Origin of the sequence: Cohnella mopanensis, from assembly GCF_022352055.1 — a bacterium.
GTDB lineage: Bacteria > Bacillota > Bacilli > Paenibacillales > Paenibacillaceae > Cohnella > Cohnella mopanensis.
On sequence record NZ_JAKRWM010000004.1, the window covers coordinates 175,532 to 193,071 of the forward strand.

The following is a 17,540-nucleotide window of genomic DNA, read 5'->3' on the forward strand; positions in this document are numbered from 1 at the left end:
TTTAAGTCGTATTGTGATGTAGACGGAATAGTTGAGAAAGCTGCTTGGCAAGATAAAGCGGCGTGTAAGGCATATCGTTGCGAAGCCAGCACACAATGGTACCGATGAAGGCGGAGGAGCCGTACCAGATGACAATATCTCTCGGAATGCTCAAATCCGCTAGAGCCGGGGACATGTCTCTCTTCCCGGCTCTGCTAGTGATGATATCCGCGAACAGCTTCGTAAGACGGTCGGTAAATACCGGGATTCGTTTGGAAGCGAGCAGCACCTTGTAAAATTTGGAGTTGTCCCCGATATGTTCAAGTACTTTCACCAATATGGACCAGTCCACGTCAGCTTGGAAGGGATACGGAGCATCGTCCAAGATAACATGAATTTCATGAATCATGTCATCCGCTATCTTCTCCAGCATGTCCGGAATATCCCGGTAATGAAGATAGAAGGTGACGCGATTGATCGTGGCTCGTTCCGCAATACGGTTTACGGTTATTTTCTCGAGTTCAATCTCCTGAAGTAAATCGATAAAGGCATCTCGAATCAATTGGCGCGTGCGTAGTATACGCGGATCCGTACGTGATGATGTTGTTGACATGAACTCTCATTTCCCTTCTCATGGATCGAAAAGCCCGAGTTTGACTACAATTTTGTGCTGATCTGTAAATTATTATACGGATAGACGACAGAAACAGATGAACCGTAAACTAATAAACATTTATCAAAAAGTTGTTGCTTGTGAATTACAGATCAGCTGATTATAATTTTGAACATTGAGTTTATTATACAACAATGTGTTAATTAGTTGTACGAATTTAAAGGGGTTGAGCAGGATGAGTAATAATTCAAGCTTTGACATCAGTACCATTAAGAAAGGCCCGTTGCTGTTCGTCATGATTCTGGGAGCGTTCATCGCCGTACTGAATCAGACCATTATGAGCGTGGCAATGCCGGAGTTGATGGTCGATTTTGACATTGCGGCGTCTACGGCGCAATGGCTGACAACCGGCTATATGTTGGTAAACGGGGTTCTTATTCCGATCACGGCATTCCTCATGCAACGGTTTACGACCCGTGAGCTTTTCCAGAGTTCCATGGTTATTTTTCTCGTCGGAACCATTATTTCAGCAGTCGCGTCCAACTTCGATATTTTGCTGACAGGCCGCTTGATTCAAGCAGCCGGCGCCGGTATTATCATGCCGCTGCTCATGAATGTCGTCTTGACCATTTTCCCTCCCGACAAACGGGGAGCGGCTATGGGGATGGTCGGTTTCGCCATTATTTTCGCCCCGGCTATCGGACCTACGCTCGCCGGTTATGTCATGGAGCATTATTCCTGGCGCACGATGTTCTACGGAATGATTCCGTTTGTCATTATCGTTATTGCCGTCGCCTTTATTTATTTGAAAAATGCATCTGAACGAAGCTATCCCAAAATCGATGTTTGGGGCGTCGTTCTCTCGACGATCGGATTCGGTGCTGTTCTTTACGGCTTCAGCAGTGCCGGAAGCAAAGGCTGGTCTAGCGCGGAAGTGGTACTGTCTATTGTTGTCGGAGTTGTCTCTTTGATTTTGTTTACATGGAGACAATTGGTCTCCAAGAGCCCGCTTCTCGATCTCAGGGCGTTCAAGTACAATATGTTTTCATTGACGACCGTTATTAACATTGTGGTTACGATGGTCATGTATGCGGATATGATGCTGCTTCCTCTATATTTGCAAAGTGCACGTGGATACACAGCAATGGAGTCTGGACTTTTGATGCTTCCAGGCGCGCTTCTGATGGGATTTATGATGCCGATTACCGGGAAGTTGTTCGATCGGTTCGGAGCGAAGTGGCTGTCCATTATCGGGATGGCGATTACGATCTTGACCACAATCGGATTCGTGAATCTGACCGATTCCACGAGTTACACTTATTTGGTTCTGATGTCCACGGGACGACGCTTCGGGATGGCGATGTTCCTGATGCCGATCACGACGGCTGGCTTGAACCAGTTACCGGCTAGATTGAATGCGCATGGTACGGCGATCTCCAACACCATCAAGCAGGTGGCCGGTGGAATAGGAACCGCTCTGCTCGTCACGGTGATGACTACCAGTACCAAATCCCATTTTCAAGATATGGTCGCCGCAGGCGGCTCGGCGGCTTCTTCCATGGAAGTCATGAAGATGGAGGCGACTATTCAAGGAATTAATGATGCGTATCTTGTTATCATTGGAATTGGACTTGTCGGTCTGTTGCTTTCTTTCTTTATTAAACGCACGGGGCAAGCCGAGGAAGAAGCAACCGGTGTAGTCGTGGAAAGAAAAACGGTTGAGGAAGTATAGGAACAAATAGGAACAAATAGGAACAAACGCAAGGACATGTCGAAGAGCTTCTCCGCTACGTAAAGCTGGAGAAGCTCTTTTTGTATGTGCGATATCCCGACAATAAAATGACAATATCTTCTTGTTTGTGTAACCCTAAGGTTATATAATGAGTAATATATGTTACATTATTGAGGGGGCGAAACACTTGGTATCTGAGATAGAGCAATTGGATATGAAAAGGCGTAAAATCATGATAGGTAGCTTGATTGGTTTTACAGCATGGCAGCTTCCGCTTTTATTTCAATATTTTAATTTCAACCCGATCGTATCCGGTTGGAGTTCAATGATTTCCGCCATTGGTTGTTTTGTATGGTTATATTACAATGTACGACTCGTACAATTTTCTCGGCTTCTTCGAAAAAAACGCGAGTTGGCGGGTCCGTTAAACGATGAGTATATTCAAGCGATTCGAATTAAGAGTTTTACGGCGGCGTTCTGGGTTTTGTTGGCGTGCATTGTTACGTTATTCGTTCTAAGCTTATTTGTTGATTTGAAAGCTCAGTTTACTTTGCATATATTAATTATTGTTGGAGTTACAGCTGCCCTCGTATCCTACCTGATATTCGATAAAGAATAATAAGAGGTTAAATATGATGAATGAAGATGTTCTGGAAAATACAATCAAAGTACAAAGAGCCAGAATGAATCTTACCCAAGAGCAGTTGGCAGAATGGGTCGGAGTGACTAGAAAAACGATCAATACAATCGAAAACGGCAAGTTTATTCCGAGTACGAAATTAGCCATTAAATTGGCAAGGGTATTTGGAGTTCCTGTGGAGGAACTGTTTATACTCAAGGACTAACGAATTTGATTGTTTACCGCATAAACAAAGTCTGCTAATCTAAACTTGTTGTCTGTGGCAACTTTCTAGCATCTGAGATAGGGAGGGGAAGATTTCGATGACTAATAAAGTTAAAAAAGTAGTCGTAACCGGCGGAAGCGGCATGTTGGGCCGATGGGTCGTTAGGCATTTGGTTGAGCATGGCTATGAGGTGCTGAACGTCGATACACGCCAACCGGAGGAGCCACTGTGCCCTACGCTCATCGTGGATCTTGAAGATTTAGGTCAGACTTACGGTGCGCTAGCCGGCGCGGATGCGGTCGTTCATATGGCGGCAATTCCTAGAGCGGGTATGGTACCGCCCGAAGCGACGTTCCGCAACAACGTCATGTCTACATATAATGTTTTGGAAGCGGCTTCAGGGCTCGGGATCAAGAAAGCGGTTATCGCTTCCAGCGAATCGTCGTACGGAATTTGCTTTGCCGTTCATCCGTTCGGTCCGCAATACGTGCCGATGGATGAGGCGCATCCGCAACTGCCGCAGGACAGCTACGGTTTGTCCAAGGTGGTGGGCGAGTTGACGGCGGATATGTTCTACCGCAGATCCGGCATTCAAGTCGTGTCGCTACGTCTGGGCAACGTGATTCCACCGGAGTGGTATGAACGGTTCCCATCGTGGATCAATAACCCGGAGGAGCGCGAACGGATTCTGTGGAGCTATATCGATACGCGTGACGCTGCAGAAGCTTGCCGTCTTGCGATTGAAGCGGAAGGACTCGGTTCCGTTGCGCTTAATCTCGGATCGAATGAGACAAGCATGGCTGTTCCAAGCCGCGAGCTGATGGCCGCGCGTTATCCGGAAGTGACCGACTTCCGCGCTCCGCTTGAAGGGCATGAAGCGCTGCTCAATAGCGAGAAAGCCATGAAATTACTCGGCTGGGAGCCAAAATACAAGTGGCGCGAGCAGCTCGGCAAATAATCGATTCGTAAGAGGTTGCCCCGTTCTCGTGGTTGGTCGAGAGGGTCAATCTCTTTTTTTGCTTAAATCTATCAGCGAAGAAGGTGTACCTTCTTGAGTTATATTCTGCTCCTGCTAGCGACATTGGCATGGAGCTTTGTCGGGGTACTTGTCAAAACGGCATCGACGATGGTGGACAGCGCCATTATTTCGTTCGCGCGCTTTTTTTTCGGCGTGATCTGTCTCGGTATTTATCTGTTTATTCGCGATGGTAAAATTCAGGTCCGCTTGGGGATGAAATGGATCTGGATTGGCGCAATCGGGAAAGCGGCTAATTATGCGGCTGAGAATATAGCCTTGAAAATCGGATACTCCTACGGGAATATTCTCGTTCAGCCTGTTCAGACCGTCGTTCTTTTGCTTGCGGCGGGACTGCTGTTCAAGGAAAAAATATCGACCCGCGGCTGGATGGCCGCGATATTCTGCGTTGCCGGCGTCATCGTTGTCGGTTGGAACGGTACGCCGCTTAACGAGCTTGCTCAAGGTGGCGGTCTAACGACGTTGTTGTTCACGCTAGCGGGCATCGGTGCTGCCATACACGTATTAAGCCAGAGGATGCTCCTTAAGACGATGGACAACGGCAACATGAACTTATCCGTTTTCTTAATGAGTACAATAATCGTCGCCGCTCCGATCCCGATCCAATCCCACGGTTTTATCGGTCCGATTACGGTGTGGGCGTGGGTGGCTTTGGTGCTGCTTGGCGTCATTACAGGCCTCAGCTTTTTCTGGTTTGCGGAAGCCATCAAGCGGGTGCCGTTCGCCGTCGTCGCGATTGTCGGCAATTGCACCGTTCTTTTTGCGATATTGTGGTCCTATTTATTTTTCCGAGACCCTATCACCATCTACATCATTAGCGGTACGCTGATCTTCGTAACGGGACTCTTATTATTGAATTTTCCGATGCCGCGCCGAAGAATCAAGAAGACGGCCACTTATGCGCATTCCAAATAGCGATGTCCTGAGGGTATTTTAGAATTTGCAATTCAATTAAAGAAAGGACAGGACAGGGGGCCGCCCTGTCCTGTCCTTTCTTAATAGATGAGGATAAACGCGTGATGAGTTTACCGTTCGATCAAGGTTTACAGATCGACTCTCAAGGTGCCCAGCATCTTGGCGAATTTTGGATCGTGGTAGGAAAGGAAAAGACTTTTCTGCGTATCGAGGGCGGAAATTTGTTCGATATCGTCCGCGCTCAACTCAAAATCGAAAATGTCGAAGTTTTCGACGATCCGCTCTTTTCTCACCGATTTTGGAATTACAACGACTTCACGCTGAACAAGCCAGCGCAACACGACCTGGGCGACGGACTTGTTGTGTTTTTCTGCGATCGAGGCCAGCACTTCGTTGCCGAACATGTTGTTAAGTCCTTCAGCGAACGGCGCCCACGACTGGTGTTGAACTCCCTGCTCTTTCATAAAAGCGGCGCTCTCAGTCTGCTGGTAGAACGGGTGCGTTTCGATCTGGTTGACGGCGGGCACGATTTCGTTATGCACGATGAGGTCCATCAGACGGTCGGGCAGGAAGTTGCTGACACCGATCGCCTTGATCTTGCCTTCGCGGTACAGGTCTTCCATCGCACGCCAAGAGCCGTAGTAATCGCCGAACGGCTGGTGAATAAGGTATAGATCGAGATATTCGAGCTGTAGCTTCTTTAAGGATTTGGCAAACGCCAGCTTGGCACTCTCGTAGCCGGCATCCTGAACCCAGAGCTTGGTCGTGATGAACAGCTCCTCACGCGGTACGCCGCTGCGCTTGATCGCGCGTCCGACCGCTTCCTCATTCAGATAACCGGCGGCCGTGTCGATCAGGCGGTAACCGGCCATCAGCGCTTCATATACCGCGTTCTCGCACTCCTCAGCGTCGGGAATCTGGTAGACGCCGAAGCCGATGATCGGCATTTTCACTCCGTTGTTCAATGTTACGGTTTGCATTGTAACTCCTCCCAGTGTTCAAATGTATAACAGCAAACGGCGCGTATCCCGGGAATCGGGTACTGCAGCGGGGATTCCGCTTACGGCTGATTTGCATTACAATAAGCTTAGTACCTTCGTGTTACACGAAGTCAAGCCGTATTCAAAAATTTATTTTCCAAGGAGGATTTCACATGTATACGGTCAAAGAAGCCGCCCAGATAACGGGACTCACCGAGCACGCCGTGCGCTTTTACACGGATAAAGGCCTGGTGCCAAGCGTACAACGCAATCAAAACAACATTCGGATGTTCGACGAAGAATCGATCAACTGGCTGCATGGCGTCAAATGCCTCAAGCAATCCGGGATGCCGATTGAAGTCATTAAAATGTACGTCGATCTCTGTCTCGAAGGGGACTCGACCATTCCGCAACGCTGCACACTCATGATGGAGCATAAAGAAGCGGCGCTCGTTAAGCTCGAAGAAGCCAAACAGCACGTTGCCCATTTGGAACAAAAAACCGACCTATATCAGGCAATTCTGGAGCACCGCTCTCCAGACACGACCAATCCCGGCAACTGGGACAAAATTCTGCATATGCATTGTGACGTATTTTACTCGCCCTCTGTTCGGAAGGCGTGAGAGATATTCGTGAGCACATCAACCGCTCTGAAGAAAATCTTCGGATTAAAACTCCTGATTGGCTTGGCAATGAACAAGATCCACATCAGTCTAGATTGAACTAACGGGACACGATAACTCAATATAGCAGCGGTAGTCTAGGACTTTATTTTTCTCGTCCAAGGCTGCCGTTGTTTCCTTTTTTTGGGTCAGTCTAAAACTTTATTTTCAACGAACGTCTAGGGGTTACTTATCTTTAGCGGGCTTGCTCTTCCCGTCAATGTCCTCTCTTACGAACTGCATGAACAGCCTTCTCGATGATGCTTCTAGATATTCGCGGCTGCGCGGCTGCAATAGTCCAATCTGAATGAAAGGCTCGCTCATTTCAACTTCGATCTGTACGACATCCTTATTTAGATGTGTCGAATCAAGTACCGCTCCGACCGAAGAGGTCTGCCTTACAAAATGGGGAATGGCAGAAATCTGACTTACGGTGCTTAGAGTCGGTGAGGACTCGAACCTCGAAAATTGTTTGGCTAATCGAAGGTAGTACAAGCAAGTGCTTCCTCCGGCTATGATCGGATATTCTAGAATCTCTTGGAATGGAATAGGGCTTAGTCCGCTTAAAGGATGATTGCGGTCAACGATAAAAGCGATCTTCTCCTGATAAAGCGGTTCAAAGTGAAAGGAAGACAGGTTGGTAGGCTCGCCGCAGATGGCGAAATCCAGCTCCTTCCGCAGGACGGATTGCGAGAGGGAATCGGTGTTCCCCATGACGAAGTGACATTCGATTTTTGGTTTATGCTCATGGAATTTGCGTAAGGCGTTCGGAAAGACGGTGCCCATCATCGATTCGATTCCTCCGATATGAAGCGTCCCCACCTCGTCATGCCCCAAAGCTTTGGTCAGTTCCGTTACGTAGTTCCAATGCTGAATGAGCTTGTCGATTTCCTCCGCGAAGACTTGCCCGGCAGTTGTCAGTTGCGCATCCCATCCTCTGTGGAAGAGCTGTATGCCCAGCTCTTTTTCCAGACGTTGAATTTGGCTTGTAATGGTAGACTGCGCATAATTCAATTTCTCCGCAGCTCGCGAGAAAGTTCCTTCTTGGAGAATGGTCTTGAAAGCCGTAAGTTCTTTCAGATCCATCGATGTCACCTCTATCTGTATAATTGATCGAGATCATTATCTTATTCAATTATACAGATTAAATTTCGAGGCGTACAATGAGGACATCCCGAAGAAGGAGTGAAATGAGATGCCATTCATCAGAGTCAGCTACTTGGAACAGCAATACGAGACCCACCAGCTCGAACGGATAAGTCAAGCGATCATGAGCGCATTAATTCAGCACTTCCATGTGCCGGAGGATGATTTGTTCCAGGTTTTCCATGCGCATAAGCCGGGGGAGTTTTATTATAGTCACGACTATTTGAACATTGAACGAAGCAGCGGCCTGCTTTATATCCAAATTACGCTGAAATCCGGCAGAACAACGGAGCAGAAATCAAGCTTTTATGCGACGTTGGCTGAGGAATTATCGACGACGCTTTACATGAGAAAAGAAGATGTCTTCATTGTGCTCGTCGATACGGAATTCGAAGATTGGTCGTTTGGGAACGGGATTGCTCAAATGCTGCAGCGTCCGGTTAACGAGGCGTGATACGGCGCATCGGCAAATAATGCGAGCGATAAGAGTAAAGCACAGGGCTGGGCTGATCGCCGAGCTCTGTGCTTGATGGTTAGCTCATTGGAAAGGGCTACTGTTTATAATGTTTAGCAACGATAAACGAAACCGAGGTTCCTGAACCCAATTTACTCTCAACTCTCAAGCCGCTGCCGGAAAACTGTTTTAATCTCCTATCCGTATTCAACAGTCCGATTCCCGAGCGCCCGGTCGACTGCCGATCCAGAATATTCTTGACCCTTTCTTCTTCGATTCCTACGCCGTTATCGGATACGCATATCTCGACGGATCGGCCGAGATCGGTAATTCGAATTCGGACTTCCCCGCCGGCATTTCGTTTTAATACCCCATGCGTAACCGCATTTTCGACAAGCGGCTGGATGGTCAAGGGAGGGATATGGATGTTCACGTCAGCGTCGACTTCCAACACTGCCTGAAGCCTTTCCTCGAAGCGTTCCTTCTGAATATACAAGTAAGAGCGAATAAGATTAAGTTCTCGGTCAAGTGGCATGGACTGATCGGTATTTTGAAAATCGATGCCGAGCCTAAAATAATTAGTTAATTCCTGGACGAGCTTATCCATCTTGGCCGTATCTATCTTGCTTAGGGCGGATACCGAGTTAAACGTATTGATCATAAAATGAGGCTTGATCTGGGCTTGCAGTATCGCCGCTTCCATCCGCAATCGTTCGTTGACCGATCTCTTCAGATTCGTTAATGATCGGACTCTAATCTTCAGCTCCGTCGCATTCACCGGTTTCGTGACGTAGTCGTTGGCACCGGAGAGAAATCCCGCCTCAATGTCCCTATCCTGATTGCTCGCCGTCAAGAGAAGAATGGGGAGCTCCGTGATGGAGAACCGTTCACGAATTCGCGCGGTCAGTTCATAACCGGACATGATCGGCATCGTCACATCGGAAATGATCAAATCCCACCGGCCGGATTTCAGCAGCGCGAGCGCTTCATCGCCGTTAATCGCAGTGACGACTTCATAAGCCTCCTCCGCGAAAATCGTTCTCAGCACATTGAGATTAATCGGATCGTCATCGACAGCCAGCAAACGAATCCGGTCTGAAGACGGGGTGTTAAATTGTTCGACATAAACAGTCGTTAGGTTATCAACCGCACTGTCGCCTTCGGATACGATAGCGGTCGCCGCTATTAGCGGTGCCGCCAACTCTTCAATAGTTCCATTCGCGATAAGCTTTAATGTAAATGTGAATACGGACCCCTCATTCGGCTTGGAGCGGACGGTCAGAGTTCCTCCATGCATCTCGACAAGCTGTTTGCAGATGCTGAGCCCGAGTCCGAATCCGCCCCTGAGCGAAGCCTCTTCCGTTGAGGCCTGCTCGTAGGGCTCGAATGCCTTGCCCAGCATGTCCGTATCCATCCCGATACCCGTATCCGTAACGGATACGCTAGCCCAGCCTGCCTGCACCTCCGCCTCTACCGCTACTTCGCCCGCATTCGAATATTTGACGGCGTTGTGTAGTAGATTGAACAGGATTTGATTCAGTCTGTACTCGTCGGCATGTACAAGAGGGAAACCGGCCGGTATACGGTTGATCAGTTGGATCGGCTTGCCTTCGGTCATAAAACGAAGCATATCGATGACGCTTGAAGCTACGCCGTGGACGGATATATCCGTAAGGTTCAGGCTTATTCGGTTTTCCTTCAATCGGGCCATATCCAGCAGATCGTTCAAAATATAGGACATACGTCGGCCGACCTGAACTAGCATCTGCAGGTCGTTAACGCTATTCACTCCGAGCTTGTCCTGTTCTCTCTCCGAGACCGATTGCGAGATGTTAATAATGCCGTGCAGCGGATTGCGCAGTTCATGGGCGACGGTCGACAGGAAATCGTCTTTTTTCTTGTCCGCTTGTTGAAGCGTATCCGCCAGTTGACGAGACTCCTCCGACAGTCGGGAGAAGCGCTTGAACCAGAACGCCGAAAAGCAAATCATCGCGATGATAAGATCGAAAGGGTAAGAGATCATCTCGATGCTGAACGCATTAAGAATGACGAGCCAGATCAAACTGTTGATCGCCGCTATGGCCGCCAAGAGCAAGAAGATATTGTTCGCGTCTATTCTGGTCGTCGATCTGTACATGATGACCGGCATACAAAGACAAGGGATGAACATAAGAACGAAATACAAGACTTGCAGAGAAAGCACAACGGGTAAAGGCAAAACCCATACGGATAATAGCGCAATGCCGCATAACAGCTCATAAGCAAGAGAAGCCCTGCCTCGCAGCAATATCGGCAGCTTGTCTTTGATTAATTGATGCAGCAGGTACCCGCCGGATAGCATAGCAATATAAATGAACTTCAACCCCCACTCCAACGTGAAGGGAACCCATGAATACAATAATCTATCGCCGTCCATGAGCGTCGCGAGAATAATGAAAGCAATCATCAGGGAGAAGTAAATCAGTTTCTTGTCCCGGTCTCCCACCAGGTACAAGATAAAGCCGTACAGAACGTGAATCGCATAAGCGACGCAAGCGACCCACACCATATCCCTGGAAAAGCTCAAGTCGGCTCTTAGCGTGTTTTCCAGTCCGAAATTAACCGAACGCAAGATCCCTCCATTGAGGGGGTCATCGAAATTCGACACTTGGATGACGAGCTCGATCTCTCTCTCGTCATGCAATGTAAAGTACGCCGTATAAGGAACGTCTAACGGCGTATAGTTCTCTTTGCTCGCGGCCGGTTGGCCGGAATGGCCTAGAAGCCGTTCGTTGATATACACTTCCGATGAACTTTTACTGCTCGGTACGCGGATGCCGTAAGACTTACCTTTGTCGGGATCCACCAGAATGGTTAAGCGGTAAGTGCCGAAGCCATACTTATCGTTGCCGTAAGGATGATCGTCGAATGTCCAATTGCCCGGAACTTGGATCAACCTGCTCGGAGAGGGCATATCGGACGGGGATGAACCGTTGGGATAACGGAGTTCGCCAGGGTAGAACTCCCATTCTCCGTTTAGAGAAAGGGAATGCTCGTTCAGAGAGTCCCAGCCCCGCAAGTCCAATACGCCCTTAACTGCAACCGGATTGGGACTAGCCGAGTTTTGGTGTAGCCACAAATAACGGAAACCCGTCAAAGCTGTCAAAAACAGTACGCATACTATCCATATTTTTCTTGTTGGCATCATACTCTTCATTTCGACATCACTTGCGGTATTCCTCTTGGGATGGGATTGAAGCTGAGCTTACAACTGCTTATGAACGTATGCTAAACTGATATAGGAGGCGATCCAATGGGAAGAAAACAATCTTTTACCGAAACAGAGTTGCTTGACACCACAAAGAGATTAGTGCTGGAACATGGCTACGACGGGTTTCATCTTAAATTGCTGTCACAGCATTTGACCGGAGCCCGAAGCACGATTTACCAATACTATTCCAATAAGGAAGAGATTGTTGCCGCTTGTATGAAGCGCGTGATAGCAACAGTATTAGAAAATGCGTCAACCATCGATGAGGCCGATTCTATGGACGCTCTCCGGCAGTTACTTCACATTTACGTAGAAGAATCTACGCTCCATCAGCTTCTAGGAGACGCTCATAAAATCAATACTGCAAATTCCCCCGGTGCGGCGAGAGACCTTGAATTTGTCGAGCAAGCGCATAAGACGCTCAAAGTTCAACTAACGCGCTTGTTTGAACGCGCACGTCAGGAAGGAAATCTAAGAGGAGATATTCCACTCCCGGCGCTTATCGGTGTTTTTTTCAACCTGATTAATACCCCGAATATGATGAATGTCCCTACGCCGGAGTGGAGCAAGCTCTTGTTTGAAATGTGGATCGGAGGCGCTCGGAGCTAGTTTTAATCTAGCACCAAATTTGACACTAGTGTCATTTATGTTGTTTAATAGATGAGGCGGGGATAGTGTTGTTTCTAAAATGACACTAGTGTCAAAAAAACGTGGAGATGAGGAGTGGCAATTAGAATGTTTCTGGCGATGAAGGAATTGATGCATAGCAAGATGAGATTTTTAATGATCGTCATTATTTTCGTGCTAATCGCTTGGTTGGTGTTCATCTTATCAGGTTTGGGCAATGGCTTATCGACGCTTGCCGCGTCGACGTTCAAGAACATGAAAGCCGACTATGTCGTCTTCGAACAAGGGTCGCAGTCTTCGATGAGCAAGTCTCTCTTGTCCGAACATTTGGTGGCGGAAGCGGAGCGGTTGCAGAATGTAAGGGCCGCGTCGCCAATGGGAAGTACGATGGCGACGGCACTTAAGGGTCAAAGTACCAAGAATGAAGATAAGGTAGACATCGCGATTATAGGAATTAACCCGGGCAGCTTCTTGGAGCCAGCTATCGTCGAGGGGAAAGGATTATCTTCAGGCCACCCGACCGATGTCATCGCGAACGTGACGATGAAGGATGACGGATTTAGACTCGGCGACACTTTCCAGTTAGATGGTTCGACGGAGTCGTTGACGATTATCGGGTTTGTCGAGAATCAGACCTATAACCACGTTGCGGTGGTGTTTACTCCGATGGCTGAATGGCGGAAGATCACCTTCGCGGCGCCAGGTTCGGATAAAGGAGTTGCGGATCCCGTTAACGCGATTATGCTGCAAGGTAAAGATATCGATCCAAGCACAATCAATAGCAAGCTCTCGAGTACGGATACGGTTACCCGTGCGGCAGCCGTACAAGGAATGCCTGGTTACAAAGAAGAGAACGGCTCCATTATGATGATGCTTGCCTTTTTGCTGGCGATCTCCGCATTCGTGCTTGGAGTATTCTTCTACGTAATTACGATGCAGAAGACCAGCCAGTTCGGCATTATGAAAGCGATCGGTGCGAGTAGCGGTTTCTTGAGTAAAGCGATTATATCCCAAGTATTCGTGCTGTCGTTGACTAGTATCGTAGTCGGAATCTTGCTCACTTATGGGACTGCGGCGATTATGCCCAAGGGTATGCCATTCAAACTCGATACAGGGCTTGTCGTTAATTATTCCGTCATTTTGCTTATTATCGCTGTGCTAAGCTCGCTGGTATCCGTTCGTAAAATCATGAAGATTGATCCGCTGAAGGCGCTGGGGAGGGTTGAATAATGACAAAGGGATTGCGAATTAGTGGAGTCTCACAGCATTTCGCCGAAGGCAGCAATCGAATAACGGCACTCGATCAAGTGTCCATAACGGTGGAGCCGGGCGAGTTTGTCGCTGTCGTCGGACCGTCCGGTTCAGGCAAGAGTACTTTCTTATCGATTGCGGGAGCGCTACTCAAAGCCTCCGAAGGAGATGTCCAGCTGAATGGACAAAATATGTCTAAGCTTTCAGCGCGCGAACTTTCTAATATCAGGCTGCAAGAAATCGGATTTATTATGCAGTCTTCGAATTTGGTTCCGTATTTAAACGTTCTTGATCAATTGCTTATCGTGAAAAAGATGTCCGGGAAAGTTAAAGGGGAGGATAAAGCATTCGCCTTTAAGCTTCTGGAAGAATTGGGGCTTGGCTCAAAGCTAAAGAGCTTTCCGGAAGAGCTGTCAGGCGGCGAGAAGCAGCGGACGGCGATCGCTCGAGCTTTAATAAACAATCCCAACGTCATATTGGCGGATGAGCCGACAGCAAGCTTGGATACCAAGCGTGCGCATGAAGTGGTCAGCCTTATCGCGCATGAGGTGAAGTCACGCCGGAAAGCAGCAATAATGGTTACCCACGATGAACGTATGCTTGAATATTGCGATAAGGTATATCGGATGGAAGATGGCAAATTGTCTTTGCACACGGCGAATGAGGAAGCGCATGAAGCGCAATTAACGGATGGAATTGTTTAATGAAAGATGAAATTCCAATTCGTGGTATGATGAGATCATCTAAATCTGGGTATGCTGCGAACTCAGAGAGACGAGCTGGAGCCTAACGTTAAAGAACCTCCTCGACACTGGGTCGAAGAGGTTCTTGGCTATTCGAAACTTATTGTGCTGGAGATAGCACAAGGGATAGTTAGGGCGCTTCGTATTTGATGAACTTACCGTCAACATAGTCGCCAAGCGGTTTGCTATTCCGTTCTATGCTCCAAGGGCCGAGGGAGGAATCGTTATTCACCATAGATGAAAATCGAAATTGGGAGTAATAGTCGCTAGACTTGTCGAAATAAGAGTATTCAATAACGATTTCATCAAAGTTATTCTTAAACTTTGATTTGTGCAGTTTCTGCAGATCCATAATCACGTCTTTGGAGGCCGTGTATTTCCTCGTTTCCTCGAATATCGGTAGGATCTCTTCCAGGTTGCAATCATGGTTTAAGTAAAATGAAATGAAGGTGCGAATCGGGGTGGAACTGTTAATCGATATGTTATCTAATACCTCATACTCGCCTTTAATATCTTTCTTAAAATCTCTCCATCCAGCCACATCTATATCATCGGTAATAAACTTTATGACGATAGCAGCGATGAACGCAAGACCAATTATGGCAATGATCCATCCTGTTTTCATTCTCTTGTTCAAATGTCAGCCCTCCTGTTGTTCATCAATGGCATCCATTTTATGATTCTTTAAGGAGATCGAAGTAGATGATACCTTCCGGGAAGAACTTCGAGGTCCAGTCACTGTCCCATAACTCGTTAAAGTTAATGGTTCCTTTACTGCCCCATGTGGATACTTCCAGCGTAACCTCGCCCGTCTTCTTATCTTCCGTCATTCCTGTTATCGTTACCCAGTGCTGTTCATAGGTTGTAGATCTTATAGCATTATTCTTAGGGTCCGTGTATTGCATGTCCACGCCGTCGAACATGTTCAAAAGCGCAACCGGCTTGTTCCATGCTAATGCGGATCTAATGTAAGATACCGCGTTGTCGAAAGTAGGTTCCTCGTTGCTCCAGTGAGCTTTCAAGTTGACTCCTTTGCTTTGCGCGTAATCTTCTACTCCTCCCGCAAACTTCGATAAACTGGTAATGCCTAACGATGGAGGCAAACCCAAGCTTGATTTACCCTGGTCGCTTCTATCGCTAACGAAGGGAGTTTCTGTCGGAGTCACAAACTCGTAAACCTCTTCCATAAATTTTTGATAGTCGCTTTTTGTAATATTAGTTAGATCATATCCGTACAGCTTAGCGAGCTTGGGATCGTTCATAGCCATATAGGCAAGAATATTAGCAGCAGCCGTAGGACCGCAACCGCCAAATCGCTGGGTTTCTCTCGAGAACCACCCTTGATCGCCACCATAATAGGTAACGCCTTTATCGATAACTTTGACAAACCCGCTAGCGGAGATATTATCATTAACTATAATGTTAGGATCTTTGTAAGTAGCAGCATTCGATATCGCAACCTGCTTTAACAACTCGGCAATTTGTTTGATATACTCCGCGGGAGTCCGATAGGTAGGATGAGTATATTCGTACATCCCATAGGCTAGTAGTTTGCCGAGATCGGATTCTCTAACCGAAGACTCAAGGTCGGAAAATAGCTTGCCAAAAAAGGAAGATCCCTTTGATTCCAATCCTCGGATCGACGAGGCTTGAACGGCTAATCGCTTCTCCGTATCCCAATATCTCTCTGCCGATTGAAGAACGAAAGAATCCAGTTCGCTTAGACGCCTCTCCAATTCGGCAAGAGCTTGGTTGGATTTGACTAATCTATACCCGATATTTCTTCGGGCGACAATGCCGGCCTCGATGCCGCTTCGGAGCGAGCTTGCGCCGCCTTTGATATTGGATACTTTCATGAACATTCTCTTAACATCGCCGTTTTCATCCCTGACGCGGTCGACATTGATCTTCAATAGCGACATCGATAGACACGCCTCTCCAAATGATTTACTTTCATGTATGTACCAGGAATAGATAGAGACCCAAACATTTATTATATTCTATCATATAATGGAAAATTCTGACGTGTAAAATCACTTTAAATAAAGCAAGAGCAGATCTTCGACGGCACATGAACGTCGAGGTACTGCTCTTGCCTTTTGAGATTAAGAAGCGGATACCGACTCCTGACCTATACGTGCCTCTTTACTCCCTAAGACGCCGCTGAAAAGGAATGTCCCTATCGAGAGCGCTAGGCAAACCGCCGAAAAGATGCCGATCGACGAATAGCCACCGAGCTGGACATAGAGCAGGCCGGCTACCCACGCGCCGAGCGTGTTGGCGCCGTTCATCGTGGAGTTGGCTAAGCTAGAAATCGTTCCCCGGATAGAGGCGTTAAGCGAAGTGAGCGCGCCCATGACGATCGGGAAGATGATCCCAAGCGTAGTGAAAATGATCAAATAAATGATCGTCACGAGAGGGAGGTTCGCCAGACGGGGCATCACCGCGTATAGTACCACGAGCATTGACATCCCTACTGCAACCGCCTTTGTATTGCCTAGCTTTCGAGTCGCATATGAGCTAATCAGGCTTCCAGCTAGAGTGCCGAGCCCGAGGAACATCATAACGGTACCGATCTGCCCGATGGGGAGCTCGAAGCGATCTGCCAGCCACTTGCCTACGAAGGCGAATGCGGTACCGCTCCCTAAGTGAAGGAGCAGGTAGGCAAGAAAGCCGCTTCGTGCCTTGGCACTCGTGATCAGCGGGATATATCGGCGAAGGATCGATGTCCGCTCGCCCTTGCGCACGCTAGGCCTCATGTCTGGGAGCAAGATGAAGGCGACGGCGGCTAACAGCAACGAAGCGATTCCAATCGTCCAGAACGGTACGGACCAATTGCCGGATGCGAGCCAGCTTCCGATCGGCACGCCAAGTGCCTGGGCAGCGGCGAGCCCCCCGAAGGCAATGCCCATCGTCTTCGATATGCTGGACGCCGGCATGACGGCCGGGATGGAAGCCCATACTTGGGGAGCGGTGAAAGCAGCGCTGACGCCGGCAAGGAGGCGGAACAAGCACATCGTCCAGAAGCTGTCCGCGAAGCCGCACAGAATCGTCGAGACGGAGAATCCGAGCAAGCCGCATAGCATAACGGTTCTGCGGTTCCATCCGTCGGAAAGAGGTCCGGCGATCAAGGCGAATACGGCCGAGCCTAGCGTGTAGGCACCAATCATCCACCCGGCATTTCCCGTCGACACGCCGAACTGTGTCTGCAGCGTTGGGAGCAAGGGCGATATGAGGAATGTATCGGTTCCGATCATGAACATGATGAGAAAGAATAAAACGGTATACTTAAGCATGGTCGATCACT

Annotated in this window: 17 protein-coding genes; 10 read left to right on the forward strand and 7 right to left on the reverse strand. The window is 48.2% G+C overall.

Translation table 11 applies throughout. The features are described from left to right. Position 1 precedes the first annotated feature (1 nt). The gene (locus L3D05_RS08195) at positions 2–592 is read right to left on the reverse strand and encodes a TetR/AcrR family transcriptional regulator (RefSeq protein ID WP_239615540.1); all 591 of its coding nucleotides are present in this window, start codon (positions 590–592) and stop codon (positions 2–4) included. A 235-nt stretch (positions 593–827) separates the two neighbouring features. On the opposite strand from L3D05_RS08195, the gene L3D05_RS08200 reads away from it, so the two are divergent. From L3D05_RS08200 to L3D05_RS08220, 5 genes are all read left to right on the forward strand, one after another. Further along, a complete protein-coding gene (locus tag L3D05_RS08200; protein WP_239615541.1) occupies positions 828–2,324 on the forward strand; it encodes a DHA2 family efflux MFS transporter permease subunit in 1,497 nt (498 codons plus the stop codon). A gap of 187 nt (positions 2,325–2,511) precedes the next feature. After that, complete coding sequence (locus L3D05_RS08205; RefSeq protein ID WP_239615542.1) at positions 2,512–2,943, forward strand: hypothetical protein; 432 nt, start codon at positions 2,512–2,514, stop codon at positions 2,941–2,943. A 13-nt stretch (positions 2,944–2,956) separates the two neighbouring features. After that, positions 2,957–3,169, forward strand: a complete 213-nt coding sequence (locus L3D05_RS08210) for a helix-turn-helix transcriptional regulator (protein WP_239615543.1) — start codon at positions 2,957–2,959, stop codon at positions 3,167–3,169. Positions 3,170–3,266: 97 nt separating this feature from the next. After that, positions 3,267–4,127, forward strand: a complete 861-nt coding sequence (locus L3D05_RS08215) for an NAD-dependent epimerase/dehydratase family protein (RefSeq protein WP_239615544.1) — start codon at positions 3,267–3,269, stop codon at positions 4,125–4,127. A 93-nt stretch (positions 4,128–4,220) separates the two neighbouring features. After that, positions 4,221–5,120 (forward strand): DMT family transporter, encoded by a 900-nt coding sequence (locus tag L3D05_RS08220; protein WP_239615545.1) that lies wholly within the window; start codon positions 4,221–4,223, stop codon positions 5,118–5,120. Positions 5,121–5,248: 128 nt separating this feature from the next. Here the strand turns inward: L3D05_RS08220 and L3D05_RS08225 are convergent, their stop codons facing one another. Then, positions 5,249–6,100: an aldo/keto reductase gene (locus L3D05_RS08225; protein ID WP_239615546.1), complete on the reverse strand. Its 852-nt coding sequence runs from the start codon at positions 6,098–6,100 to the stop codon at positions 5,249–5,251. A gap of 173 nt (positions 6,101–6,273) precedes the next feature. Here L3D05_RS08225 and L3D05_RS08230 point away from each other — a divergent pair, with 173 nt between their 5' ends. Beyond that, positions 6,274–6,723 (forward strand): MerR family transcriptional regulator, encoded by a 450-nt coding sequence (locus L3D05_RS08230; protein ID WP_239615547.1) that lies wholly within the window; start codon positions 6,274–6,276, stop codon positions 6,721–6,723. Positions 6,724–6,948: 225 nt separating this feature from the next. On the opposite strand, the gene L3D05_RS08235 is transcribed toward L3D05_RS08230, so the two are convergent. Next, positions 6,949–7,848 (reverse strand): LysR family transcriptional regulator, encoded by a 900-nt coding sequence (locus L3D05_RS08235; RefSeq protein WP_239615548.1) that lies wholly within the window; start codon positions 7,846–7,848, stop codon positions 6,949–6,951. Positions 7,849–7,957: 109 nt separating this feature from the next. Between L3D05_RS08235 and L3D05_RS08240 the strand changes: the two genes are divergently transcribed. Next, a complete protein-coding gene (locus L3D05_RS08240) occupies positions 7,958–8,362 on the forward strand; it encodes a tautomerase family protein (RefSeq protein ID WP_239615549.1) in 405 nt (134 codons plus the stop codon). A gap of 97 nt (positions 8,363–8,459) precedes the next feature. On the opposite strand, the gene L3D05_RS08245 is transcribed toward L3D05_RS08240, so the two are convergent. Then, complete coding sequence (locus L3D05_RS08245; RefSeq protein ID WP_239615550.1) at positions 8,460–11,558, reverse strand: hybrid sensor histidine kinase/response regulator; 3,099 nt, start codon at positions 11,556–11,558, stop codon at positions 8,460–8,462. 96 nt (positions 11,559–11,654) lie between these two features. On the opposite strand from L3D05_RS08245, the gene L3D05_RS08250 reads away from it, so the two are divergent. From L3D05_RS08250 to L3D05_RS08260, 3 genes are all read left to right on the forward strand, one after another. Further along, positions 11,655–12,221, forward strand: a complete 567-nt coding sequence (locus L3D05_RS08250) for a TetR/AcrR family transcriptional regulator (RefSeq protein ID WP_239615551.1) — start codon at positions 11,655–11,657, stop codon at positions 12,219–12,221. A gap of 126 nt (positions 12,222–12,347) precedes the next feature. Further along, the gene (locus L3D05_RS08255; RefSeq protein WP_239615943.1) at positions 12,348–13,469 is read left to right on the forward strand and encodes an ABC transporter permease; all 1,122 of its coding nucleotides are present in this window, start codon (positions 12,348–12,350) and stop codon (positions 13,467–13,469) included. Further along, entirely contained in the window at positions 13,469–14,194 is a 726-nt protein-coding gene (locus L3D05_RS08260; protein WP_239615552.1) for an ABC transporter ATP-binding protein, read from the forward strand. The genes L3D05_RS08255 and L3D05_RS08260 overlap by 1 nt, the downstream gene beginning before the upstream one ends. Positions 14,195–14,363: 169 nt before the next feature. Here L3D05_RS08260 and L3D05_RS08265 read toward each other — a convergent pair whose 3' ends face one another. From L3D05_RS08265 to L3D05_RS08275, 3 genes are all read right to left on the reverse strand, one after another. Continuing rightward, positions 14,364–14,870 (reverse strand): hypothetical protein, encoded by a 507-nt coding sequence (locus L3D05_RS08265; RefSeq protein WP_239615553.1) that lies wholly within the window; start codon positions 14,868–14,870, stop codon positions 14,364–14,366. A 37-nt stretch (positions 14,871–14,907) separates the two neighbouring features. Then, positions 14,908–16,155 (reverse strand): hypothetical protein, encoded by a 1,248-nt coding sequence (locus tag L3D05_RS08270; RefSeq protein ID WP_239615554.1) that lies wholly within the window; start codon positions 16,153–16,155, stop codon positions 14,908–14,910. Between the two features lie 183 nt (positions 16,156–16,338). Further along, the gene (locus tag L3D05_RS08275; protein ID WP_239615555.1) at positions 16,339–17,529 is read right to left on the reverse strand and encodes an MFS transporter; all 1,191 of its coding nucleotides are present in this window, start codon (positions 17,527–17,529) and stop codon (positions 16,339–16,341) included. Positions 17,530–17,540: the final 11 nt, after the last annotated feature.

What these genes read in the sequence shown, in the direction of transcription:
- L3D05_RS08195 (WP_239615540.1), bottom strand. Translation starts at nt 592, where the DNA reads ATGTCAACAACATCATCACGTACGGATCCGCGTATACTACGCACGCGC.
- L3D05_RS08200 (WP_239615541.1), top strand. Translation starts at nt 828, where the DNA reads ATGAGTAATAATTCAAGCTTTGACATCAGTACCATTAAGAAAGGCCCG.
- L3D05_RS08210 (WP_239615543.1), top strand. Translation starts at nt 2,957, where the DNA reads ATGATGAATGAAGATGTTCTGGAAAATACAATCAAAGTACAAAGAGCC.
- L3D05_RS08215 (WP_239615544.1), top strand. Translation starts at nt 3,267, where the DNA reads ATGACTAATAAAGTTAAAAAAGTAGTCGTAACCGGCGGAAGCGGCATG.
- L3D05_RS08225 (WP_239615546.1), bottom strand. Translation starts at nt 6,100, where the DNA reads ATGCAAACCGTAACATTGAACAACGGAGTGAAAATGCCGATCATCGGC.
- L3D05_RS08230 (WP_239615547.1), top strand. Translation starts at nt 6,274, where the DNA reads ATGTATACGGTCAAAGAAGCCGCCCAGATAACGGGACTCACCGAGCAC.
- L3D05_RS08235 (WP_239615548.1), bottom strand. Translation starts at nt 7,848, where the DNA reads ATGGATCTGAAAGAACTTACGGCTTTCAAGACCATTCTCCAAGAAGGA.
- L3D05_RS08240 (WP_239615549.1), top strand. Translation starts at nt 7,958, where the DNA reads ATGCCATTCATCAGAGTCAGCTACTTGGAACAGCAATACGAGACCCAC.
- L3D05_RS08245 (WP_239615550.1), bottom strand. Translation starts at nt 11,558, where the DNA reads ATGAAGAGTATGATGCCAACAAGAAAAATATGGATAGTATGCGTACTG.
- L3D05_RS08250 (WP_239615551.1), top strand. Translation starts at nt 11,655, where the DNA reads ATGGGAAGAAAACAATCTTTTACCGAAACAGAGTTGCTTGACACCACA.
- L3D05_RS08255 (WP_239615943.1), top strand. Translation starts at nt 12,348, where the DNA reads ATGTTTCTGGCGATGAAGGAATTGATGCATAGCAAGATGAGATTTTTA.
- L3D05_RS08260 (WP_239615552.1), top strand. Translation starts at nt 13,469, where the DNA reads ATGACAAAGGGATTGCGAATTAGTGGAGTCTCACAGCATTTCGCCGAA.
- L3D05_RS08270 (WP_239615554.1), bottom strand. Translation starts at nt 16,155, where the DNA reads ATGTCGCTATTGAAGATCAATGTCGACCGCGTCAGGGATGAAAACGGC.
- L3D05_RS08275 (WP_239615555.1), bottom strand. Translation starts at nt 17,529, where the DNA reads ATGCTTAAGTATACCGTTTTATTCTTTCTCATCATGTTCATGATCGGA.